This is a genomic window from Bradyrhizobium sp. SYSU BS000235 (assembly GCF_049747295.1).
Classification (GTDB): Bacteria; Pseudomonadota; Alphaproteobacteria; order Rhizobiales; family Xanthobacteraceae; genus Afipia.
Map to the genome: position 1 here is coordinate 1,401,392 of NZ_JBMHJM010000001.1, position 20,359 is coordinate 1,421,750.

Annotated in this window: 24 protein-coding genes; 15 read left to right on the forward strand and 9 right to left on the reverse strand. The window is 58.3% G+C overall.

What is annotated here, in order from left to right; genetic code table 11:
* Nucleotides 1-47: 47 nt before the first annotated feature.
* On the forward strand, nt 48-407 hold the full coding sequence (locus ACP0KA_RS06435; RefSeq protein WP_424628010.1) for a tRNA-binding protein: 360 nt from the start codon (nt 48-50) through the stop codon (nt 405-407).
* An 80-nt stretch (nt 408-487) separates the two neighbouring features.
* Here the strand turns inward: ACP0KA_RS06435 and ACP0KA_RS06440 are convergent, their stop codons facing one another.
* Nucleotides 488-1,594 carry an alpha/beta fold hydrolase gene (locus ACP0KA_RS06440; RefSeq protein WP_424628011.1) on the reverse strand — a complete coding sequence of 369 codons (1,107 nt, stop codon included), beginning with the start codon at nt 1,592-1,594 and terminating at the stop codon, nt 488-490.
* Between the two features lie 442 nt (nt 1,595-2,036).
* On the opposite strand from ACP0KA_RS06440, the gene ACP0KA_RS06445 reads away from it, so the two are divergent.
* The 6 genes from ACP0KA_RS06445 (at nt 2,037) to ACP0KA_RS06470 (ending at nt 5,815) form a co-directional block, all read left to right on the forward strand.
* A complete protein-coding gene (locus tag ACP0KA_RS06445; protein WP_424628012.1) occupies nt 2,037-2,495 on the forward strand; it encodes a nuclear transport factor 2 family protein in 459 nt (152 codons plus the stop codon).
* A 142-nt stretch (nt 2,496-2,637) separates the two neighbouring features.
* On the forward strand, nt 2,638-2,892 hold the full coding sequence (locus tag ACP0KA_RS06450) for a hypothetical protein (protein ID WP_424628013.1): 255 nt from the start codon (nt 2,638-2,640) through the stop codon (nt 2,890-2,892).
* Between the two features lie 203 nt (nt 2,893-3,095).
* Nucleotides 3,096-3,527 carry a nuclear transport factor 2 family protein gene (locus ACP0KA_RS06455; protein WP_424628014.1) on the forward strand — a complete coding sequence of 144 codons (432 nt, stop codon included), beginning with the start codon at nt 3,096-3,098 and terminating at the stop codon, nt 3,525-3,527.
* Nucleotides 3,528-3,762: 235 nt separating this feature from the next.
* Nucleotides 3,763-4,686 (forward strand): hypothetical protein, encoded by a 924-nt coding sequence (locus tag ACP0KA_RS06460; protein WP_424628015.1) that lies wholly within the window; start codon nt 3,763-3,765, stop codon nt 4,684-4,686.
* A 256-nt stretch (nt 4,687-4,942) separates the two neighbouring features.
* Complete coding sequence (locus ACP0KA_RS06465) at nt 4,943-5,365, forward strand: hypothetical protein (RefSeq protein ID WP_424628016.1); 423 nt, start codon at nt 4,943-4,945, stop codon at nt 5,363-5,365.
* Between the two features lie 309 nt (nt 5,366-5,674).
* On the forward strand, nt 5,675-5,815 hold the full coding sequence (locus tag ACP0KA_RS06470; RefSeq protein WP_424628017.1) for a hypothetical protein: 141 nt from the start codon (nt 5,675-5,677) through the stop codon (nt 5,813-5,815).
* 18 nt (nt 5,816-5,833) lie between these two features.
* On the opposite strand, the gene ACP0KA_RS06475 is transcribed toward ACP0KA_RS06470, so the two are convergent.
* Complete coding sequence (locus ACP0KA_RS06475) at nt 5,834-6,313, reverse strand: MaoC family dehydratase (RefSeq protein WP_424628018.1); 480 nt, start codon at nt 6,311-6,313, stop codon at nt 5,834-5,836.
* 9 nt (nt 6,314-6,322) lie between these two features.
* Nucleotides 6,323-6,781: a MaoC family dehydratase gene (locus ACP0KA_RS06480; protein ID WP_424628019.1), complete on the reverse strand. Its 459-nt coding sequence runs from the start codon at nt 6,779-6,781 to the stop codon at nt 6,323-6,325.
* 235 nt (nt 6,782-7,016) lie between these two features.
* Here ACP0KA_RS06480 and ACP0KA_RS06485 point away from each other — a divergent pair, with 235 nt between their 5' ends.
* Nucleotides 7,017-7,322, forward strand: coding sequence for a DUF4282 domain-containing protein (locus ACP0KA_RS06485; protein ID WP_424628020.1), 306 nt, complete (start codon nt 7,017-7,019; stop codon nt 7,320-7,322).
* Nucleotides 7,323-7,420: 98 nt separating this feature from the next.
* Here the strand turns inward: ACP0KA_RS06485 and ychF are convergent, their stop codons facing one another.
* The 3 genes from ychF to ACP0KA_RS06500 form a co-directional block, all read right to left on the reverse strand.
* A complete protein-coding gene (ychF, locus tag ACP0KA_RS06490; protein ID WP_424628021.1) occupies nt 7,421-8,518 on the reverse strand; it encodes a redox-regulated ATPase YchF in 1,098 nt (365 codons plus the stop codon).
* Between the two features lie 191 nt (nt 8,519-8,709).
* Nucleotides 8,710-9,318, reverse strand: coding sequence for an aminoacyl-tRNA hydrolase (gene pth / locus ACP0KA_RS06495; protein WP_424628022.1), 609 nt, complete (start codon nt 9,316-9,318; stop codon nt 8,710-8,712).
* Between the two features lie 21 nt (nt 9,319-9,339).
* Nucleotides 9,340-10,065 carry a 50S ribosomal protein L25/general stress protein Ctc gene (locus ACP0KA_RS06500; protein ID WP_424628023.1) on the reverse strand — a complete coding sequence of 242 codons (726 nt, stop codon included), beginning with the start codon at nt 10,063-10,065 and terminating at the stop codon, nt 9,340-9,342.
* Between the two features lie 382 nt (nt 10,066-10,447).
* Between ACP0KA_RS06500 and ACP0KA_RS06505 the strand changes: the two genes are divergently transcribed.
* Both ACP0KA_RS06505 and zigA read left to right on the forward strand, forming a co-directional pair.
* A complete protein-coding gene (locus ACP0KA_RS06505; protein WP_424628024.1) occupies nt 10,448-11,569 on the forward strand; it encodes a DUF2336 domain-containing protein in 1,122 nt (373 codons plus the stop codon).
* Between the two features lie 240 nt (nt 11,570-11,809).
* Nucleotides 11,810-13,024: a zinc metallochaperone GTPase ZigA gene (gene zigA / locus ACP0KA_RS06510; protein WP_424628025.1), complete on the forward strand. Its 1,215-nt coding sequence runs from the start codon at nt 11,810-11,812 to the stop codon at nt 13,022-13,024.
* Nucleotides 13,025-13,087: 63 nt separating this feature from the next.
* On the opposite strand, the gene ACP0KA_RS06515 is transcribed toward zigA, so the two are convergent.
* Complete coding sequence (locus tag ACP0KA_RS06515) at nt 13,088-14,134, reverse strand: acyltransferase family protein (RefSeq protein ID WP_424628026.1); 1,047 nt, start codon at nt 14,132-14,134, stop codon at nt 13,088-13,090.
* Nucleotides 14,135-14,343: 209 nt separating this feature from the next.
* Here ACP0KA_RS06515 and ACP0KA_RS06520 point away from each other — a divergent pair, with 209 nt between their 5' ends.
* Together ACP0KA_RS06520 and ACP0KA_RS06525 are read left to right on the forward strand one after the other, a co-directional pair.
* Nucleotides 14,344-15,435 (forward strand): HD domain-containing phosphohydrolase, encoded by a 1,092-nt coding sequence (locus tag ACP0KA_RS06520; RefSeq protein ID WP_424628027.1) that lies wholly within the window; start codon nt 14,344-14,346, stop codon nt 15,433-15,435.
* A 116-nt stretch (nt 15,436-15,551) separates the two neighbouring features.
* Entirely contained in the window at nt 15,552-15,932 is a 381-nt protein-coding gene (locus ACP0KA_RS06525; protein WP_424628028.1) for a tautomerase family protein, read from the forward strand.
* Nucleotides 15,933-15,944: 12 nt separating this feature from the next.
* Here the strand turns inward: ACP0KA_RS06525 and ACP0KA_RS06530 are convergent, their stop codons facing one another.
* Together ACP0KA_RS06530 and ACP0KA_RS06535 are read right to left on the reverse strand one after the other, a co-directional pair.
* A complete protein-coding gene (locus ACP0KA_RS06530; protein ID WP_424628029.1) occupies nt 15,945-16,664 on the reverse strand; it encodes a YdeI/OmpD-associated family protein in 720 nt (239 codons plus the stop codon).
* The gene (locus ACP0KA_RS06535; RefSeq protein ID WP_424628030.1) at nt 16,661-16,924 is read right to left on the reverse strand and encodes an accessory factor UbiK family protein; all 264 of its coding nucleotides are present in this window, start codon (nt 16,922-16,924) and stop codon (nt 16,661-16,663) included. The genes ACP0KA_RS06530 and ACP0KA_RS06535 overlap by 4 nt, the downstream gene beginning before the upstream one ends.
* 124 nt (nt 16,925-17,048) lie before the next feature.
* On the opposite strand from ACP0KA_RS06535, the gene lgt reads away from it, so the two are divergent.
* The 3 genes from lgt (at nt 17,049) to pgeF (ending at nt 20,110) form a co-directional block, all read left to right on the forward strand.
* Complete coding sequence (gene lgt / locus ACP0KA_RS06540; RefSeq protein ID WP_424628031.1) at nt 17,049-17,894, forward strand: prolipoprotein diacylglyceryl transferase; 846 nt, start codon at nt 17,049-17,051, stop codon at nt 17,892-17,894.
* Nucleotides 17,895-18,212: 318 nt separating this feature from the next.
* Nucleotides 18,213-19,352 carry a class I SAM-dependent methyltransferase gene (locus ACP0KA_RS06545; protein ID WP_424628032.1) on the forward strand — a complete coding sequence of 380 codons (1,140 nt, stop codon included), beginning with the start codon at nt 18,213-18,215 and terminating at the stop codon, nt 19,350-19,352.
* Nucleotides 19,349-20,110, forward strand: coding sequence for a peptidoglycan editing factor PgeF (gene pgeF, locus ACP0KA_RS06550; protein WP_424628033.1), 762 nt, complete (start codon nt 19,349-19,351; stop codon nt 20,108-20,110). Before ACP0KA_RS06545 ends, pgeF begins: the two co-directional genes overlap by 4 nt.
* Nucleotides 20,111-20,359: the final 249 nt, after the last annotated feature.

Here is a 20,359-nt window from a genome sequence, read left to right on the forward strand (position 1 = left end):
CGATAGCCATCAAGGAACGCTGTCGATGATACGGAAGAACTGCAATCATGCCACCCTCGCCTCCCATCGCCTATGACGACTTCGCCAAGATCGACCTGCGTGTCGGCCGTGTCCTGGAAGTGCAGCCGTTTCCGAAGGCGCGTAATCCGTCGTGGAAAGTACGCGTCGACCTCGGCGACCTCGGTGAGAAATGGTCGAGCGCGCAAATTACCAACTACACGGCAGATCAGTTGGTCGGTTCGCTCGTGGTCTGTGTCTGCAATTTTCAGCCACGCAACATTGCGGGCTTCCTGTCCGAAGTCCTGATCCTCGGCGCGCCGGATCCTGACACCAAGATCATCCTGCTCTCGCCGCGCAAAGACGGCGAAGGACACGACGTCGTCTCACCCGGGGCGAAAGTGTACTGACGGCACGATCACCTGGTGTGGCGGTTCATAAGTCGGCTTTATTCGAGGGGCGGAATGATGCGAACTCCTGAATCAGGCTACTAGTCCGCCTTGCCGTTAGCCGTCACGCGTGTGAGGAATGCCCCCACTTCGCGATTGAGGAAATCGACATCAGCCGGGATAGCGCCGCCGGCCGACGCATGCCCCGTCACCGTACCGGGGCTGATCGTCTTCATGGTGACGTTTGGAATATTCTTGCCCATCGCAATCGGCTCAAATTCCGGATTGAGCAGATCCTTGGTGCCGGTCAGGATCAATGTCCTTGCCTTGATCGAGGCGAGTGCTTTGGCAGTATCACCGTTGAAGCCCGGCGTGGTGCCGACGTCGTGCTTTTCATACGCCCAGGTCTGATAGATCCAGTCGTCGGCATCGAATGCCTTCAGCATTGAGGTCTCTTGTTGCTCCATCCATGGCAGCACATCGGTGCCGGTCTTGAACTGCGCGCTGTACATATCGGGCGTACGCGCCGACAGCAGTGAAAGGATGTCGCGCCACAGCCGAATGCCCTTCTCCGGTGGCGCATCATAGTTGCCGTCTTTCCAGGCCGGATCGGTCATGATCGCCTTTCGTGACGCTTCGAGCACCGCAACGGTCCAGGCCGGCGTTTTCGCCAGCGGCACCATCGCGACGAGCGAATTCATGTAGCCGGGATGGCTGACGCCCCACTGCAGCGTCTGCATGCCGCCCATCGATGGGCCGACGACGGCCACGACGTGATCGATCCCGAGCTTCTCCTTCATCAATCGATATTGCGATTCCACCATGTCGCGGATAGTGAATTTCGGAAACTGCATGCGCGGCTGTTGCTTCGAATTGCTTGGCGACGTCGTCAACCCGTTTGCAATCGCATCGGTGCAGATGATGAAATACTTATCCGTATCGAGCGCTTTTCCCGGCCCGATCATGAAATCGAGCCGATGGTGGTTGCCGGAAATCGCGGTGACCATCAGGATCGCATTGGTTTTCGCCGCATTTAGCGTCCCATGGGTGACGTAGGAGATCGAAAAATCCTTGATCGCCTCGCCGCTCTCCAGCTTGAGATCCCCTTCATTGAAGGACTGATGTGGTGGCTGCGACGGCGTATGAGCCGACGCACAGCTCAAAGACAGCAGAACTCCAGCAGCGGCGAGATATGCGATGCCCTTCACGTTCATCCTCCCATTCGGAGGTGCGTCTGCCCTCCTTTTTCAAGACGATACGAACGTGATCGCGATCTGTGAAGTCCAGCCGCCGACGACACAAAGAAATTTTTCCGATGCAGGACCCGGACGTGGCTCGGCCTTAACAGCATTCACAACGGATTGCCGGTCAAGGATTGAAAGGATCAACGATGGTTCATTCAGCGTTAAGGGCTTCGGCAATGACCGGCCATCTCCTCGTCCCATCATCGAATTCGCTGAGGCGCGCGCGACCGCAGTGAGTGACTGGAGTATCGTTTATCCTTAACGCGCGTCGTTATATCGAACGATATATGATGTCATACTCAAACAAGTGTTTGATCGGGGAAGGACTCCGGTAACCTTTGTCCGATGTCTGGCTTGATCCACATGGGGTTCCCCTTTAGGAACCGGCGCCATTGTGGAGACCCGAATGACTGACCAACAGTCCAAGCAATGCATACTCGACTTTCTCGATGCTTTTTATAAGGGCGATGCCCCGCGCCTCGAAGCATGTTGCCACGATGGCTTCACCTCCATCATTCATGCTCCGGTCGATGTCTTTCCGCATCTCGGCCTGAAGGAAGGCAAATCCTGGATTGCGCAAGCGATCCGCATTCAGCAAGAACGTTATTCATCGCGGCGCTACACCCTGCAGTCCATTATCGTGGACGACGATCGCGCAGCCGCTCTGCTTCAGGTGAATCTGACAAAGCGCAACGATCAACGGATCCTGCAATTCGCCGTCGCCGATTTTTTTACGCTGCGCGACGGCTTGGTTCTCGGCCATCAATCGCTTTTCGATTCGTTTGATTTTCTTCAGCAGGTTCTTGGGCGCGATCTCACGAGCGACTTCGCCAGAAGCGTGAAGACGGCAATAGAGGGCAAGTAAAGCCGGTCCCGCTCCTTCTGTCGCCAGGATCTCCAGCACACCCGTCTCGCGTATGAATGATGTCCTGCGCCGTGAACGCGTTTCGTCATCTCCGCAACTAAGATCAAATGAATGTGGACGAGATGAGAAGAGGCGCGCCGACATGCGGATTGTGTTCTTCGCCATTCTGGGGGCGATCGGAGGTCTCGCCGCCGGCGGCGCGTTGGGCCTCCTTACGGGCATCGCGTGGCTCAACATTTTTAATCCCAGCGAATTCGAAGGCTATGCCGCGACGATGGTCTTCTTCGCGTTCACTCCGATAGGAGCCATCGCAGGCGGGCTTGTCGGCGCAATTTGGGCTGGTGCTGCGGCATCACGCGCGCGTCTTCATGTTGAACGTAACCGCCGACAACGGTGACTCCTTTCCAGCATCGTAAATGAATGGTTTAGGCCGCATCTGCGCTTTTCGACATTTGTGCGATGCAATAACGACAGTTGTGCAACGCCCACAGGACACTTATTCAAGTCGTCACGGTGGGAATTCCAGCATTCCGGCCCGGCGTTAGTAACGACGTCCCGGTCGCTTTTTGCTGTTTGCTAAAGACAATTCGGGGTCAATAAATGACAGAGCACAGCCTCTGGCGTTTTGCGCGCGCATTACATCGCTCGCTCAGCGAACGCCAAACCGATCAGCTTGACGCGGTTCTGGATGAGAATGTCGATTGGGCGATCTATGGTCCGATCGACATGTTCCCTTTTTTTGGAACGCGGCGCGGCAAGCACGCCGTGATCGCGACTGTCCAGCAAATCAGCGATGCGGTTCGCCTTCATCGTTTCGATCGGGAAGCAATCATGCTGGCCGACGACTCCGCAGCCTCCTTGATGCGGTATTCCCTCACGCCGGCCAACTCCAGCAGACCGATCAGTGTCCGTGTAGCGCTATTCACGCATTTCAGGGCTGGGCGTCTGACGAGCCTGCGTGCCGTCATCGACACATTCGACCTCGTCGAACAGTCGCTCGGGCGGCAGATCCACCTGCCGAAAATCGCGTAATCTTCCGGCTCGGTTGGCCGCCAGCGCCCGCGGCCAAACTTCTTGCCGGCATTGAACGGCACTCGCCATAATTGCGACAAACGCGATTGGAAGAGGTCGCGCCGCGTCACCGAAACTTGTGCAGGCGGTTGTTCAGCCCGTGTCGAGAGTGACATCGAAAGGTGATATTAATCATCAGCCTTTGAGATCTGACCTCACTGCGACCGTATCGGTACGACGTGGAATGCCGCTGGGAATGACCACTCCGCAAATCCGATCACTATCATTGTCCCTGCCCGGACTCGTTCTGGCGGCATGGTGCGGCTTGTTCACGTCTGCATCTGCGCAAACGGACGATCCTTGGGCGGGTATAACAGCGTCCGAGCAGCAAGAGCAGGCAACTCCGGACGAGCAAACTTCTTCCTCTGATACCTCTGCGGCGATTGAGACGACGACGCCCGATATCGATTGGGAGGCTCTCAACGCCAACTTTGCCGCGCTGACCAGCAAACAGGCGAAGCTCAAGGAAAAGAAGTCTGCCGTTGCGACCGCAGACCCCTGGTCCTGGACCCGATCGAATAATCCGGACGGATCTGCCGCGGTGGCCATCAAGCAACCGATCTCGCCGTTTTGGGATACTCGCGTCGGCGCGGACTTGAACGTGACCACACAGATGCCGACCACGTCGTGGCAGGCGCTGTATCAGAAAGTCGAGAATCAATCGTCGCAGTCGTCGGGCAGTGCCTGGGCGGCGATGACCGCCCCCGGTCTCGGCTTCATCTGGGACAAAACGGCCATCGAAGCACGCACCGATCCGACCCAGGACCAGAGCAAGTTCGGGACGACGCTGAGCAAATCATTGCCGCTGTGGAGCGATCAATATTCGCTGACCCTGCAGAACGGCTACAACGTCACCCAGCAGGCTTTGGTCCCGGTGTTCGGCCTCAGTCATTCCGTGCGCACCTACGAACTCGACCAGACCGCCAAGATCAGCTTTGCCGGGACCGGCACCAGCCTGATCGCCGGACAGACCCACTCCACTGCCGATGACAAATGGCTGCGCAGGATCGGCGCCGAGCAGCAACTTTTCGGCGGCGTCAGCGTCACCGGGACCGTCAGCGAAACCCCGGACGGTATTCCTAACAGCAGCCTGACGGCGGGCTTCAAACGCACCTGGTAAACTTCATTTACCCTGTTCCCAATCTGGCCGGTGAATCAATACGCCAATGCCTCATATTGGCCGCGATGCGGTCATGATCGGCTGGACTCATGGCAACGGTAATTTCGTGCGGGGGACAGCCGCTCGCTCACCAGGGGTGTGGTGCCGGAAAATGCGGAGCAATTTTCGGACAATACCGTGCTCCTATTCTTGAGAATCGGTCACGTGCGATGCGGATCGCTCCGATCCCAGCGTGACCCAGCGAAAGGGACAACCGATGAACGGCCAGGCCGAGAAGCCGGAATTGACGGATGAGGACAAGAACCTTGCCGCCGTTTCCGATGTTGAAGCAGGAATCCGCGACTTCGTCCGTAAGGACATTGCTTATCTCCGCAGGCCCTCGACAACCACGAATCCATTGGGCAGCACCGAGCCGGTGGATTCTCTTGCCGAGGCTACTGTCACCAACGTCAACACGTTGATCCAGCGCGTTGCCGGGGCATCGCTGCAGGAGATCGAAACCTTGATTTCGGAGCTCGAAGGCCTCCGCAACCTCATGCACAATGAAGGTCAGCGCGTGCAGCGTGAACTCGCTGCCTACGCTCAGCTGAGCCAGACGGCGATGAAGTCGACGCGCATGATCGCCGACAATCTGCAGCAGTGGAAACGCGCTGCGCCGGAGCTGCCGCGCGAGGAGTAATTCCCCGCATTCAGTTTGATCTATCAAATCCGCCGCCTTCCCGAGAGGAAAGGCGGCGGATTTTTGTATGGACCATGAACCTCAGACGATCCGGATGCGACCCATGCACGACCCGCCCGACATCTAGTGTGGTGGTTCAGAAGTTCGCCCTCGTTTTCCTGCGAGTCCTTCCGGCGAACTTCTGGACCCCAACCACACTAGAATCTTGAATTTACTAGTGTCCTATCGAATCCAAAGTCCGCTACCGAACACGCTACACGACGAGGCGGACTTTGGATTCGGGACACTAGCGGGTTGTGAGGGATATCTTTGACCACCATCCGGCCCAACGAAACCGATCCGATTGTCGGCGGCAAACCACAGCCGCAGTCGCTGGGAAAACTGTTGCTGCGCTTTATCTTTTTGTTGGCGGTGACGATCGCAATCCTGGCCATCGCCTGGAGCCGGTAGTGCGCGGCAAACCGAGCATCATGCCGCAGGCCGTCTTGGGAAGAAGGCCGATGCCACAAACGAAAACGCCAATTCACCGCGTTGATTGATGCCGGTGTTATGGAAGTGGATGATGCCCCACTGCGGCCGCGATTCCAGCGCGCGCGTTTCCACCGCTTCGGAACTATACGTCAGCGTGTCACCTGCGAGCACCGGCTTCAGCCATTTCAGATCGCGAAACCCCGGTGAAGGTCCTGACACGACCGGCTTTTCGCCACGCGCAATCATCTCCGCAGCCTCGCGTTGGACCGCTGCAACAGTCAGCTTCATATAGACTGCTGAAACATGCCAGCCCGACGCTGCGAGACCTCCGAACACCGATTTGCGGCCCGCCTCTTCGTCGAGATGAAACGGCTGAGGATCGAACTGCAGAGCAAATTTCTTGATGAGATCCGCGGTGAACGTGAACGATCCGAGATCGCGACGATAGCCGATCTTTACGTCTTCAAAATAAGGCATCGTCGTCCCTCAGTTCGCGCCAAGCGCTGCGCGCTTAAGAACCATGATCGGGATTTTGGCGAGCATCAATGTCTGTCCCGATGCATTGCGCATGTCGTTCATGAGGGTCACGAACCCGAGTTCAGGACGGCTTTTGGACTCCCGCGTTTCAAGCACCTCAACGGTCACGGTCAGATCATCGCCCGGCCGCAGCGGCGATACCCAGCGGACCTCATCAACGCCCGGTGCGCCGCTCGAGGCAATCCGCTGAATGAAGCCGTCCCAGGATATCCGCATCAGCAACGCACACATATGCCAGCCGGAGCCGGAGAGCCCCTTCAGCATCGAGTGCTTGGCCGCCTCCTCGTCGAGGTGCATCGGCTGCGGATCGTACTCGGTTGCGAACGCGATGATATCCTCGCGCGACACATGGTGGGGGCCGAAGGTGCCAAACGCACCAGGCTTGAAATCTTCAAAAGTCAGCTTCATTGCATTGATCAAGTTGTGGAAAGGGCTGAGTTTGGCCGTTATTCGTCAATAGCTCAAATCGCGCACCGTATCTACGCGCTGATTCGAAATTCTCAGATGCAGGTTTCGCGCGTTTTTGCGGCGTGCAACATATAACAGGTTTCCGGCGATTGAGACGCTCGCCACGCTTTGACGGCTCGCAGCTCATCCGCAATCGCTCATCGCTTTTGGTTTAAGGTCAACTGGAGAATAGCCGATGTTTCATTTTCAGGATCTCTTTAAGTGGGATCGATTTATCGCCCCCACCATCATCAAGTCATTTTACTGGCTGGTCATAGCGCTGATCGCGCTGTTTGGAATTTCCGGCATCTTTTCAGCGCTGACCCTGATGGCCGTGAGTCCGTTTGGCGGCTTCATCCTGCTGTTGTCGGCACTGGCAGGCGTTGCGGTCGGCATCATCTTCACGCGCATTGCGGCAGAACTGATCCTGATCATCTTCCGGATCAACGAGCATCTCGGCGCAATCCGCGAGCAAGGCCAGGACCGGCAACAACACTATTGAGCGATTTGAAGGCGATGAGCCGTCAAAACGGACGAGCGCGCGGGTAGCCTGCGCGCTCGTCCTCAAGAAAATCTCAGGGCAGACCTAGCCGCAACGGCTTAATTGTTAAACCTGAAGTGCATGACATCGCCGTCGGCGACGACGTATTCCTTGCCTTCCAGCCGCAGCTTGCCGGTATCGCGCGCACCCGCTTCGCCATTGTTCGCGAGATAGTCGTCATAGGCGATGGTTTCGGCGCGGATGAAGCCCTTCTCGAAATCGGTATGGATGACGCCCGCCGCCGCCGGTGCCTTGGTGCCCTTGGTGATCGTCCACGCACGCGCTTCCTTCGGCCCGACCGTGAAATAGGTGATCAGATGCAAAAGCTCGTAACCCGCACGGATCAGACGATCGAGACCAGCCTCTTCCAGCCCCAGCGTATCGAGGAAGTCCACGCGCTCTTCGCGTGACAGCGTGGCGATCTCGGATTCGATCTTCGCCGAGATGACCACCGCGACGGCGCCTTCCTTCTTCGCATGTTCCGCGACCTGCTGCGAAAACGAATTCCCGTTGGCTGCGGAGCCTTCCTCGACGTTACAGACATAGAGCACCGGCTTCGAGGTCAGCAGGCCGAGCATCCGGAAATTGCGCTCTTCTTCAGGCTTGCGCTCCATGCCGCGCGTCGGCTTGCCGTCTCGCAGCAGCTTCAGCGCACGCTCGACCAGTTCGAGCTGTTCCTTGGCGTCCTTGTCGTTGCCTTTGGCCTTCTTGCTCAGATTGTCGACGCGCTTCTCGAGACTGTCGAGATCCGCCAGCATCAGCTCCGTCTCGATGGTCTCGATGTCTGCGAGCGGCGCGATCTTCCCCTCGACGTGGGTGATGTCGGAATCCTCGAAGCAGCGCACCACATGCGCCACCGCGTCAACTTCACGAATGTTCGCCAGGAACTGGTTGCCCAGGCCTTCGCCCTTGGACGCGCCCCGAACCAGACCAGCGATATCCACGAAGGTCAGCTGCGTGGGAATGATCTGCGCCGACTTCGCAATGGCCGCGAGCTTCTCGAGGCGTGCGTCGGGCACGGCCACCGCACCAACATTTGGCTCGATGGTGCAGAACGGATAGTTTGCCGCCTGCGCGGCCGCCGTTTCAGTCAGCGCGTTGAACAAGGTGGACTTGCCGACATTGGGCAGTCCGACGATACCGCATTTGAATCCCATAATCTGTCCTGACCTGAAGGGCCCTAGTGTCCCGGTTCTGACATTCGTATTTGCTTGTGGTTAGCTCATTTACGAATGTCAGAACCTAAGGGACACTAGCAAAAATATGAATCTAGTGCGGTTTTGGATCTGACGTTCGTATGATGGATCGGCGGTGAATGCTGATACGAACGTCAGATCCACCGCACTAGCTACTTGTCGCCGCCATTGTCCTTGTCCGACGCAAACCCCTTGGCCTGCATCGCGAGATGCACTTTGTTCTGGAACGACGAGTCCTTGTCGGTCACCAGCAAGGCCGCATTGTCCGTGACGGCATCGCACAACGCCTCGACCCATGGCCGCTCGGCTTTGGCGAAATCGTTCAGCACATGGGCATGCACGAGTTCTTTGACGCCGGGATGGCCGACCCCGAGCCGCACACGGCGATAGTCGTTGCCGACATGCGCCGAAATCGAACGAAGCCCGTTGTGTCCGGCAATGCCGCCGCCGACCTTCACGCGCACCTTGGCGGGCGGCAATTCAATCTCGTCGTGAAACACGACGAGATCTCCGACCCCGAGCTTGAAAAAATTCGCGGCTTCGCTCACGGCGCGGCCGGACTCGTTCATATAGGTGGAAGGCTTGAGCAGGATCACGCGCTCGCCGTCGAGCGTGCCTTCGGAGGTCTCCCCCTGAAAGCGGCGGCGCCACGGTGCGAAACCGTGACGCCGCGCAATGTCGTCGACAACCATGAACCCGATATTGTGCCGGTTGCCCTGGTACTTCGTGCCGGGATTGCCCAGTCCGACGAACAGGCGCATGACGCGGGTTCTCGCGGTCGCTTACTTCTTCTTGTCGCCAGCCGCAGGTGCCTTGGCCGCAGGAGCCTTGGCAGCAGCTGCAGGGGCCTTCGCACCGGCAGCCGGAGCCGCTGCACCAGCCGCGGGCGCGGCACCAGCCGCAGCACCTTCTGCACCACCGGCGGCCTTGGCTTCTTCACCGTAACCTGACGGCGGCACAACGGTGACCAGCGTCTGGTCATCGCGCGAAACCGCCTTCACGCCCTTCGGCAGCGCCACATCGCTGAGGTGGATCGAGTTGTTGATTTCGAGCTTGGAGACATCAACTTCGATGAACTGCGGAATGTGCTCGACATCCGCTTCCAGTTCGACGGTGTGGTTGACGATGTTGACCGTGCCGCCGCGCTTGACGCCTGGCGAAACTTCGGTGCCCGACACGTGCAGCGGAACGCTGACGCGGATGGTTGCACCCTGGCCGAGGCGCAGGAAATCGACGTGAAGCGGGAAATCCTTGACCGGATCGAGCGAATAGTCGCGCGGAATCACGCGATGCTTCTTGCCATCGAGATCGATGTTGAAAAGCGTGGTGAGGAAGTGACCTGCGAAGATGTTCTGACGCAGCATCTTGTCATCCAGCGAGATGGTCAGCGGGGGCTGGTTGTCACCATAGATCACGGCTGGCACGCGGCCAGCACGGCGTTCTGCGCGGGCGGCCCCCTTGCCGGCCTTCGGACGCGCGGTCGCCTTCAATTCCTTGACGGTCGCCATTGTCGAGTTTCCTTAAAGCTTGAAAAGTGAAGGGCCGCAAAGCGGCCCGGTTTTCCGCCGCAGCAAGCCTCCAGGGGTGCGGGGGCTGCGGACGGGCGGTTCTTAGCCTCAAAGGGCCGAAAACACAAGGAAATGTACCGGTTTTATCGCCCGTTTTGGGCTGAAAAAGCAGCCTTGTCGGCCGGAAACCCGACTTGAGCGCGCCGGTGGGGCCATTTGTCCTTAAATCACAGCAACTGCGCTTAAGGAAAAACTTCCAATTGGCCCATAGCCTCACCCTTGTTTTTGCAGGTTCATGAGTGGTGCCGGAGCGGTTTTTGATCCGCCCCTGTCTTTGAAAGTGGAACTTTTCATTTGTCCTGGAGTGCCGACAGACGCATTTTTGTTAGGTTTTGTTGAGGCCGTCGCCGTGCAGAACGCCAAAGCTTCCCTGTTTGACGAGCTGGATACCGCCCTTCGCCGCGGAACGCCGGAACGGCGCGTCACCATCTTCCGGCGCGTCACGGACCTCTTTCTGTACGACGCCAACCGGCTGAACGAAAAGCACGTCGATGTTTTCGATGACGTGCTTTGTCATCTCATCCGAGAGATCGAAACCAAGGCGCTCGTCGAAATCAGCTCCCGCCTCGCCCCCATCGACAACGCGCCGATAGACCTGACGCGCCAGCTGGCTGGACATCACGAGATTGCCGTTGCCGGTCCGGTGCTGTCGTTTTCGAACCGCCTTGCGACGGACGACCTTGTCGCGATTGCGAAGACGAAAAGCCAGGCGCACCTGTTTGCCATTTCTGAACGTCCCACGATCGCGGCTCCGGTCACTGACGTGCTTCTCGATCGCGGAAATCGCGCGGTGATTCACAACGTCGCCGTCAATTCGGGTGCAAGTCTATCCAGCCAAGGTTTTGCAACGCTTGTGAAGGCCTCCGCGAGCGACGACAGCCTCGCGGAAAAAGCCGGACTGCGCCTCGATCTGCCACCGCACATCCTGAAGGAGCTTCTGTTGCGCGCGACCGACGCCGTTCGATCACGGCTGCTCTCGCGAACGCCGCCTGAACTTCAAGAGGAAGTCCGGCGCGCTCTGCAAATCGCGGCCAGCGAAATCGATTGGGAGAGGCGCACGCCTCGGGACTTCGTCTCCGCGAAGCGGTTTGTGGACTTATTGAAAGAGCGGGGTGAATTGAACGAAGCGGTGTTGCTGAAGTTTGCCATGACGCGCAGGTACGAGGAGACAACGGCCGCGCTTGCATCGCTCTCGTCCGCACCGATCGAGATCATCAAGCCGCTCATGGAGAGTCCGCGCGACGATGGTCTCCTGATTCCCTGCAAGGCTGCTGGCTGCGCGTGGGAAACCCTGCGTGCGATCCTGGCATGTAAAATTGCACCCGGTGCCGCGGTTAAACATCTCAAGAAACTCGAGGCTGATTTTGCAAAGCTCTCGCGATCGAACGCGCAACGCTTGTTACGCTTCTGGCAAATCCGGCAGATCGGCCCGACCAGCCACTGAAAGACACCAAGGATAATAGCCGAACTCCCGGATTGTTGCGAGGCCGGGTATCGCCGACATCACCGATGGGTGCTGGACCACACACGCCATCAAAAGACGCCTGAAACTCAAGCTCCTCACATCCTTGTGCCTTGCCTCGCTCGCCTCATTTCTGTTATGTTATAACATAACATGCATGGAAACCCCTCATGCCGCCCCGGCGCCTGTCCCGCATCTCCTTGAAAAGGCTGTTCGACTCCCATGAAAAAACTGCCCGTCACCGTGCTCTCCGGCTTCCTCGGAGCGGGGAAGACCACCCTGATGAATCATGTCCTCAACAACCGGCAGGGCCTGCGGGTGGCTGTGATCGTGAACGACATGAGCGAGGTGAACATCGACGCGGACCTCATCCGCGATGGTGGTGCGAACCTATCACGGACTGACGAAACGCTGGTCGAGATGACCAACGGCTGCATCTGCTGCACGTTACGAGACGATCTGCTGAAAGAAGTGCGCCAACTCGCTCTTGACCGACGCTTTGATTATCTGCTGATCGAATCCACCGGCATTTCAGAGCCGTTGCCGGTCGCTGCGACCTTCGACTTCCGCGATGAAAATGGCGAGAGCCTTGGCGATGTTGCCAGGCTCGATACCATGGTCACGGTGGTCGATGCCGTGAACCTGCTCCGAGATTACGCCTCGCACGATTTCCTGCGCGATCGCGGCGAATCCCTCGGCGATCAAGACAAGCGCACGCTGGTCGACCTGCTCGTCGATCAGATCGAGTTTGCCGATACGATTGTGCTGAACAAAATCGATGAGGCCTCGCCGGCGCAACGCGAAACCGCAAGAAGCATCCTCAAGGCGCTCAATCCCGAAGCAGAGATCATCGAAGCCAATTTCTCGAAGGTGCCGCTCGACAAGATTTTAAATACCGGACGGTTCGATTTCGAAAAGGCGCAACAACACCCGATTTGGTTCAAGGAGCTTTATGGCTTCGCCAGCCACGTCCCCGAGACGGAGGAATACGGCGTCAGCAATTTCGTCTACCGTGCGCGCCGCCCGTTCGACCCGCAGAAATTTCACGCCTTCATCACATCAAGCTGGCCGGGTGTCATCCGTGCCAAAGGCCATTTCTGGCTGGCGACACGACCGCAATGGGTCGGTGAGCTGAGCCAGGCCGGCGCCATCGTGCGCAACGAAGCAATGGGTTTCTGGTGGGCTGCCATTCCCAAAGAGCGTTGGCCGGATCATCCGGAATGGCGCGTCGCCATCGAAAAGAATTGGTCGGAGGTCTGGGGCGATCGGCGGCAAGAAATCGTCTTCATTGGCCGCGGAATGGATCGCGCCGAACTCACACGTCGCCTCGATGCATGCCTGATCACGTCGGGTAGAACCGGCACAATGGACGTCGAGGCATGGGCGCAGCTACCTGACCCATTTCCGCTCTGGCGGCGCGCGGATCAGGCCGCGTGACCGTGCGGAGGAAATTGCCCAAATGCATTGCGGTCGATATTGCGGTCGATCTTGCGGACGCGTTTATGCCGCAGACGAGGCGGCTCTATTGCGAGCCGCCGCGATCGCCTGCTTCGACCACATGAGAAGCGGAGCTTCCACAAAGCGGTAGACCAGCACACCCGCTGCAATGCTCGCCACGCAACCAGCGACGACGAATCCGCCGGCCAAGAGTGGCGGCAACGTACTCGCCACGATCAGCACGGCACTCTTGAGCGTCGAGAGTACGACACTATGGGTCAGATAAATGGAATAGGATGCGTCTCCAAGCTGCATCGGCACGCGCCACGCCTTCAGCAACGGCTCAAGGCTGAGCGCGCCGACAACAACAAGGAATGCCGGCAACCCCCAGCGAACAAACCGTCCGCCGCCGATGCTGGAAGCTGGGAGCATTCCCGAGCCGAGCAGCAGCAAGCCTCCAACGACGAGCAGAAGCACAGCCATCTGAGGCCGCGGCAACGCCTTGCGCTCATACATCATACCGAGCAGACATCCGACGATGAACTCGATCAACAATGGGCTGGTATAGGTCATCGTCACCGGACTTGAAGGCGCAACCAGATACCGTGATGCCACCAGTGCGCCCAGCACTGTCCCGATCAACAACAAACGATAGCGACGCGCGATCAGGAATCCGCAGGCAAACACTACGTAGAAGAACATTTCGTAGTTTAACGTCCATCCTGTGATCAGCAGCGGCTGAATAATTCCCGCGCGCTCCGGGATGAACGGAATGAAAAACAACGACTGCAGAAGATTACTGACCGGCGGCAGCAAGGCGGGATCACGGAAGATCCGCCAGCCGCCATAAAGCAGCAGCGTCACTAGCCAATAAAGCGGCACGATGCGGACGATTCTGTTCAAGATAAAGGAAGACGGAGTCGTTCGTTCCGACGCCGTCGTCACCCACATGATGAAGCCGCTGATGATGAAGAAGATATCGACACCAACCGCACCGAACGAGGGCCACGCGACATCGAAGTATTCAGCCGCCATGCCCTCGGCATGAAAGAACACCACCATCAAGGCGGCAGCAGCACGCAAATATTGGATGGAAACAATACGCGACATGGTTAATGGAAACGCATTCATTTACGCGGCGTTAAGCAGGCAGCGAATGCCTCGCCTTCGATTCAAACTTCATTAAAAGTTACGCGAAGGGAAACCACGGTTGCGTGAGTGAAACCGTGATTTTTCTTAACGATAATCGTTAAGGGTCGAGAACATTTTTTTGGGTACCACTCTGGGCTGCATCTACCGAACGCCCCGAAGAGGACGAAATGGCCCTGGCGGAAAGATCTCAAAAAAAGAGACGCCTGCTGCTTGCATCGGATATCGAGGATCAAAGCGAAGAACTCGCGGACATCCTGCGCAATGCCGGCAACGTCGAAACAATTTCGATCTTCGACCTTCCCGATCACCCGGCGAGCGACTTCTCGGGGGTGGTCGTTGATATCGATCTGACCTCGATCGAAGCGGTTCAACGTGTGCGCACCAAACTGACCCGCAAGGCCTATCAGGCGCTGCCGCGGCTGTTCGTGCTGGCGGATTCCCTGCACCACGGATCTGCGCAGGCATGGGCGCTCGGGGCGACCGATACGATCCAACGGCCATTCGATCCCGACAGCATCCTGCACCGTATTCGCCACGCGTTTCCCGAAACCCCGGAAGACGAACACACCAGCGCGGCGAAAATTCTCGCCAAGGGTGTTGCCGCGGCACAGGCGGTGATGGTCAAAATGTTCCAGCGGCTTCCGGCAGGGACGCCACTGACGTTCGAAGACGTCATGAAAGCCGAGGCGCAGATCCTTGAAGCCCTGAAGCGAAGTTCGCTGAAGGACTGGCTCGCTGCGGTCAGCAAGCATCACAAGCGCAGCTATCGGCATACGCTCGTTGTGACGGGCTACGCGGTCGCCTTCGCTCAGTATCTCGGCATGCGCGACGAAGACCAGCGCCGGATTGCACGCGCAGCGCTTGTGCATGATGTCGGCAAAGCCTTCATTCCGGTGATCATTCTCGAAAAGTCCGGAGAACTGACTGACGAAGAAAACGCCATTATGGCAGAGCATGTTCGCCTGGGTTACGACGCCCTCAAGAAACAGGGCGGTTTCCCCGGAGAGATGCTCGATGTGGTCTTGCATCATCACGAGATGCTGGACGGCACCGGGTATCCCGATGGCCTTCTTTCCGACCGCATCAGCGATATTGTCCGCATCATCACGTTGGTTGACACCTACGCGATGCTGATGGAGCCCCACGACGACATGCCTGTCATGAATCCCGATCAAGCATTTGGGGTCATGGAATTGATGGACGGGAAGCTCGACAGCGCGCTGCTGCAGGCTTTCCGCCCGGTGGCATTCGGAGTTTAGAGACGCCTTTCATGTATTTTCTCGGGGCACGCGGATCAGCTCTGCGTGCCTCTCCTCTTGCAGCGATCCCACGGCAGGCAGACATCCTCTGTGATCATCAACACAGGAGAACCGCCATGCCCTTCGTCCGCATCGATCTCGCCAAAGGAAAGACAGCCGGCCATCGCAAGGCGATCGGCGAAATTGTCTACAAGGCGATGACCGAGACCATCAACGTGCCCAAGGACGACAAATTCCAGGTCATCACCGAGCACGAACCGGACGACTTGAATTTTCCCGAAAGCTATCTCGGCGTCGCCTACAGCAAAGACATCGTCTTTATCCAGATCACGCTCAACGCCGGGCGGACGGTCGATATGAAAAAGGCGTTCTACAAGCGCATCGCGGATGACCTGCACGAACAGCTCAAGATCCGTCGCGAGGACGTCATCATCAATTTGGTTGAAGTCGCCAAAGAAAACTGGTCGTTCGGGAATGGCATCGCTCAGTACGGCTGACGCGCAACGAAACTATTTTGCCTTTGGCTTGCGCGGGTGAATCGTTTCGCCTCGGCTCAACATGGCGACAAACGTCTCGATGCGGCGTGCGCGCGTCTCCGGCTTTTTTGCCGTATGAACACGATGCAGGATCGAATAGCGATTGGCGCCCTCCAGCGTCGCAAAGAAGCTCTTGGCCTTCTTGTCCTGCGCCAGCGCGGCATCGAGATCTTCCGGGATCGTGACCTTGCTTTGCGAAGCGTAGGCTACCTCCCACCGACCGTCCGATTTTGCCTGCTCGATATGATGCAGACCCGCAGGCGTCATGCGCCCTTCCTTGATCAGCGCAAGGGCGCGGTCCCGATTCTTCTCTGACCATTTTCCGCCGGGCTTGCGGGGCGTGAAGCGGATCAGCCACCAATCCTCGTCGAACTTGTCGAGCTGACCGTCGATCCAGCCATGACAGAGCGCGCCATCAATGGCTTCCTGGCGCGACACACTTGCTGCCTTGGCCGATTGTTTGGCGAGTTTGAGCCACACACCCTCAGATGTTGCAGGCTGCGCTTTGAGCCAGTCTTCCCAGGCTTGCGGCGATGTAAACGCCTTGACCGGGAGATCGCGCGATGACTTCGTTTTTGACGACTTGGCTTTAGAAGGCTTGGCTCTAAGAGACTTCACTTTGGAAAAGCTGGCCTGAGGGGTCTCGGCCTTGGAAGCCCTCCCCTTGGAAGCCTTGACCTTATTAAGCGTCACGTTTCTGCGACGGGAGCGAGCTTCTTCTCCAGCGCCTCGATGCGCGCTTTCAGAGCTTCGTTTTCCTCGCGCGCCAGACGGGCCATATCCTTGACAGCCTCGAACTCCTCGCGCTTGACCAGATCGAGGTCGCGAAGGATGCGCTCCGCCTGTGTACGGATCACCGTCTCCATTTCGCGCTTCACGCCCTGTGCTGCGCCTGCCGCATCGTTCATCAGCCGCGCAACGTCGTCAAAAAACCGGTTGGTGGTCTGCGTCATAATCAAACTCCGAAAGACGATTTGCCGCGTGCGGCCCGTTGAGACAATGGTGATAGCGCAGCCGCGACGCAAGATGTAAGAAGCCCAATCCGAGCCCCGCCATCCTTGCCGGAACCATCCGTTCATGATGCTGACCATCACATTCCCCGTCTTCGACCCCATCGCCATCGCCATCGGGCCGATCGCGATCCGGTGGTACGCGCTCGCCTATATCGGCGGCATTGTACTCGGCTGGATCTACGCACGCAAAATCATTCGCAGCGAGCGGCTGTGGGGCGGCAAGGTGCCGTTCACAGTGGTCGATTTCGATGATTTCATCCTGTGGGTGACGCTCGGCATCATTCTCGGCGGCCGCACCGGCTATGTGCTGTTCTACAATCTTTCTTATTTCATGCAGCATCCGCCGGAAATCTTCGAGCTGTGGAAAGGTGGCATGTCCTTCCACGGCGGCTTCACAGGCTGCGTCATTGCCGTGTTGCTGTTTGGCTGGAAGCGTAACATTTCTGTCTTATCGCTCGGCGACGTGACCTGCGCGGTCGGGCCGATCGGATTGCTGCTCGGGCGTTTGGCGAACTTCGTCAACAGCGAATTGTGGGGCCGCCACGCGGATTCGAGCGTGCCGTGGGCAATGGTTTTCCCCAATGGCGGGCCGCTGCCGCGCCACCCAAGCCAGCTTTATGAAGCCGGGCTCGAAGGCATCGTACTGTTCATCATTCTGGCGCTGCTGATTCGCGCCGGTGCGCTGAAACGTCCCGGGCTCATCATTGGTGCGTTTGCGACGTTCTATGGCATCTTCCGCATTACCGGTGAATTCTTCCGTGAACCCGATCCGCAGCTGGGTTTTCTGTGGGGCGGATTGACCATGGGAATGTTACTGTCGATTCCAATGATTATCGCGGGCGTCGCGTTCATGCTCACCGCATGGAAGCGAGGTCCCCGAAACTCCGATGTTGGGGCAACTAAGGCGTGAGGTTCGGAACGCATGGTTGCCCGGACTAGTACCGCCGATTTGAAGTCCCTGCATCACTCGCGGCAATCGCGCGACAGGACTTCAAATCGAAAGCGGTACTAGAATCATAGTTTTGCTAGTACCCTTTGCTTTCCGAAGTTCGTTAAGGCGGATGTGGCGATGGATCACGAACTTCGGAAAGCGGGTACTAGTGTGGCGACTCTGACGTTCCTTTCAGTTTTGCTGCGCACTCTTCGAAGGAACGTTCTGACATTCGTAAAGTGCCTGCTGCGGGGTCATACGAATGTCAGAACCGGAACACTAGCCTGAAGGATCGCCGTGCCTGATTATGGTCCCCTTGAAACCTTGATCCGCAACCAGATCGCGAAAAATGGCCCGATGCCGGTTTCGCGCTACATGCAGATGTGCCTGACGCATCCGCAGTACGGCTATTATCTGAAGCGGGATCCGCTTGGGCGCGACGGTGATTTCATTACCGCGCCTGAAGTCAGCCAGATGTTCGGCGAACTGGTGGGGCTGTGGGCCGCATCGGTCTGGAACGCCATGGGCATGCCCGAGCATGTCATGTTCATCGAACTGGGGCCCGGCCGCGGCACCATGATGGCGGACGCGCTCCGCGCGATCCGCATTCTCCCGGCCTTTCACCAGGCGATCAGCGTTCATCTGGTGGAAGCGAGTCCGACGCTGCGAGAGCGGCAGCGCCTCAAGCTCGGCGATATCGCCCATGTCGAATGGTACGGAAGCATCGATGAAGTTCCGGAAGGACCCGCCATCATTCTTGCCAACGAGTATTTCGATGCACTGCCGATCCATCAGGCGGTGAAGCGGGAAAGTGGATGGCACGAGCGCGTCATCGAGATAGATGACGAGATCTTCGCTTATGGCGTGGCGAAGGATCCGATGCCGCGTTTCGACGTCCTGCTGCCGCCGCATGTCCGTGCTGCGCCGAACGGGGCAATCTTCGAATGGCGGCCGAACACTGAAATCATGACAATCGCCCGCCGCATCCGCGAGCAAGGCGGCGCTGCGCTGATCCTTGATTACGGCCATGTCCGGAGCGACGCGGGCGACACGTTCCAGGCCGTCGCGAAGCACGCTTTCGCCAATCCCCTGCAGAATCCCGGCGATGCCGACGTCACCGCGCATGTGGATTTTCAGGCACTGGCGCGCGGAGCCGAGGATATCGGTGCGCGTGCGCATGGACCCGTCGAGCAAGGCGCGTTTCTAAGCCGACTCGGCATCGAAACCCGGGCGCAGACCCTGATGAAGAACGCATCGCCGGAACAGTCGGCGATCATTTCATCGGCGCTGAAACGCCTGACAGGTTCGGGAAAGGAAGGGATGGGGTCGCTCTTTAAAGTGCTTGGGATCTCCCATCCCGAGATCGAAGTGCTCGCCGCACTGTCCGATCACGAGCCCGCCATGGGCGGCACGCTCAACGGAGTTCTCAAGCCATGAAGTTCGGATCGTCTTTGCTGCTCGCAGTGCCCGGCCTGCGGCATGCATTCTTCACCCGTGAAGGCGGCGTTTCGGACGGCATCTACGCGAGCCTCAATGGCGGTGTCGGGTCCAAGGACAATCCTGCACATGTCGCGGAAAACCGCCGGCGCATGGCTGAAGAACTCAAGGTCGGACCGGCGCATTTCCTCACCGCCTTCCAGGTTCATTCCCCTGATGTCGTGACCGTCACCGATCCGTGGGAGACGCGCCCGCACGCCGACGCCATGGTGACCAAGACGCCGGGCCTCGCGCTTGGCGTGTCTGCCGCCGATTGCGGGCCGATCCTGTTCGTCGATCCGCAGGCACGCGTCATCGGGGCCGCGCACTCCGGCTGGAAGGGCGCCATCGGCGGCGTGCTTGAATCGACCATCAGCGCCATGGAAGGGCTCGGCGCCGCGCGCAGCAACATCATTTCCGCGATCGGCCCACTGATCCGGCAGCAGAACTATGAGGTTGGCGCGGAATTCGTCGCGCGCTTTGTCGAAGCTGACGCAGACAATGCTGCATTCTTCGTTCCGTCCTCACGCGCCAACCATTCGATGTTCGACCTTGCCGGTTACATCCGGCGGAGGCTGGAGCGCGCAGGCATTCTGATGATCGACGATGTCGATGTCTGCACCTACGCCGATGAGCGGATGTTCAGCTATCGCCGCTCGGTTCACCGCAAGGAGCCGGACTACGGGCGCAATATCCACGCCATCGTGCTGGAAGGCTGAGCGCTGGAAGGCTGGCAAAGCCGCCTCCGTCGCCCCCGGTCTCAGTGAGCCGGCGCTCCGAAATGAGGCTGTCCCTTTTATGAAAAAAGATGGTTTACAACTCGTAAACTCATTGTTTTTTCTAACCTTTTCACGACCACTTTATTAACACCGAGGGCGAGAGACACGTCGGCGCCCTAGACGTTAATGCATTTTAACGATATCGCTCGGCCCGTCCTGCAGACGAATTGACCCTGCGGGCGGGTGATA

What these genes read in the sequence shown, in the direction of transcription:
- ACP0KA_RS06435 (WP_424628010.1), top strand. Translation starts at nt 48, where the DNA reads ATGCCACCCTCGCCTCCCATCGCCTATGACGACTTCGCCAAGATCGAC.
- ACP0KA_RS06445 (WP_424628012.1), top strand. Translation starts at nt 2,037, where the DNA reads ATGACTGACCAACAGTCCAAGCAATGCATACTCGACTTTCTCGATGCT.
- ACP0KA_RS06450 (WP_424628013.1), top strand. Translation starts at nt 2,638, where the DNA reads ATGCGGATTGTGTTCTTCGCCATTCTGGGGGCGATCGGAGGTCTCGCC.
- ACP0KA_RS06455 (WP_424628014.1), top strand. Translation starts at nt 3,096, where the DNA reads ATGACAGAGCACAGCCTCTGGCGTTTTGCGCGCGCATTACATCGCTCG.
- ACP0KA_RS06460 (WP_424628015.1), top strand. Translation starts at nt 3,763, where the DNA reads ATGACCACTCCGCAAATCCGATCACTATCATTGTCCCTGCCCGGACTC.
- ACP0KA_RS06465 (WP_424628016.1), top strand. Translation starts at nt 4,943, where the DNA reads ATGAACGGCCAGGCCGAGAAGCCGGAATTGACGGATGAGGACAAGAAC.
- ACP0KA_RS06475 (WP_424628018.1), bottom strand. Translation starts at nt 6,313, where the DNA reads ATGCCTTATTTTGAAGACGTAAAGATCGGCTATCGTCGCGATCTCGGA.
- ACP0KA_RS06480 (WP_424628019.1), bottom strand. Translation starts at nt 6,781, where the DNA reads ATGAAGCTGACTTTTGAAGATTTCAAGCCTGGTGCGTTTGGCACCTTC.
- ACP0KA_RS06485 (WP_424628020.1), top strand. Translation starts at nt 7,017, where the DNA reads ATGTTTCATTTTCAGGATCTCTTTAAGTGGGATCGATTTATCGCCCCC.
- ychF (WP_424628021.1), bottom strand. Translation starts at nt 8,518, where the DNA reads ATGGGATTCAAATGCGGTATCGTCGGACTGCCCAATGTCGGCAAGTCC.
- pth (WP_424628022.1), bottom strand. Translation starts at nt 9,318, where the DNA reads ATGCGCCTGTTCGTCGGACTGGGCAATCCCGGCACGAAGTACCAGGGC.
- ACP0KA_RS06500 (WP_424628023.1), bottom strand. Translation starts at nt 10,065, where the DNA reads ATGGCGACCGTCAAGGAATTGAAGGCGACCGCGCGTCCGAAGGCCGGC.
- zigA (WP_424628025.1), top strand. Translation starts at nt 11,810, where the DNA reads ATGAAAAAACTGCCCGTCACCGTGCTCTCCGGCTTCCTCGGAGCGGGG.
- ACP0KA_RS06515 (WP_424628026.1), bottom strand. Translation starts at nt 14,134, where the DNA reads ATGTCGCGTATTGTTTCCATCCAATATTTGCGTGCTGCTGCCGCCTTG.
- ACP0KA_RS06520 (WP_424628027.1), top strand. Translation starts at nt 14,344, where the DNA reads ATGGCCCTGGCGGAAAGATCTCAAAAAAAGAGACGCCTGCTGCTTGCA.
- ACP0KA_RS06525 (WP_424628028.1), top strand. Translation starts at nt 15,552, where the DNA reads ATGCCCTTCGTCCGCATCGATCTCGCCAAAGGAAAGACAGCCGGCCAT.
- ACP0KA_RS06535 (WP_424628030.1), bottom strand. Translation starts at nt 16,924, where the DNA reads ATGACGCAGACCACCAACCGGTTTTTTGACGACGTTGCGCGGCTGATG.
- lgt (WP_424628031.1), top strand. Translation starts at nt 17,049, where the DNA reads ATGATGCTGACCATCACATTCCCCGTCTTCGACCCCATCGCCATCGCC.
- pgeF (WP_424628033.1), top strand. Translation starts at nt 19,349, where the DNA reads ATGAAGTTCGGATCGTCTTTGCTGCTCGCAGTGCCCGGCCTGCGGCAT.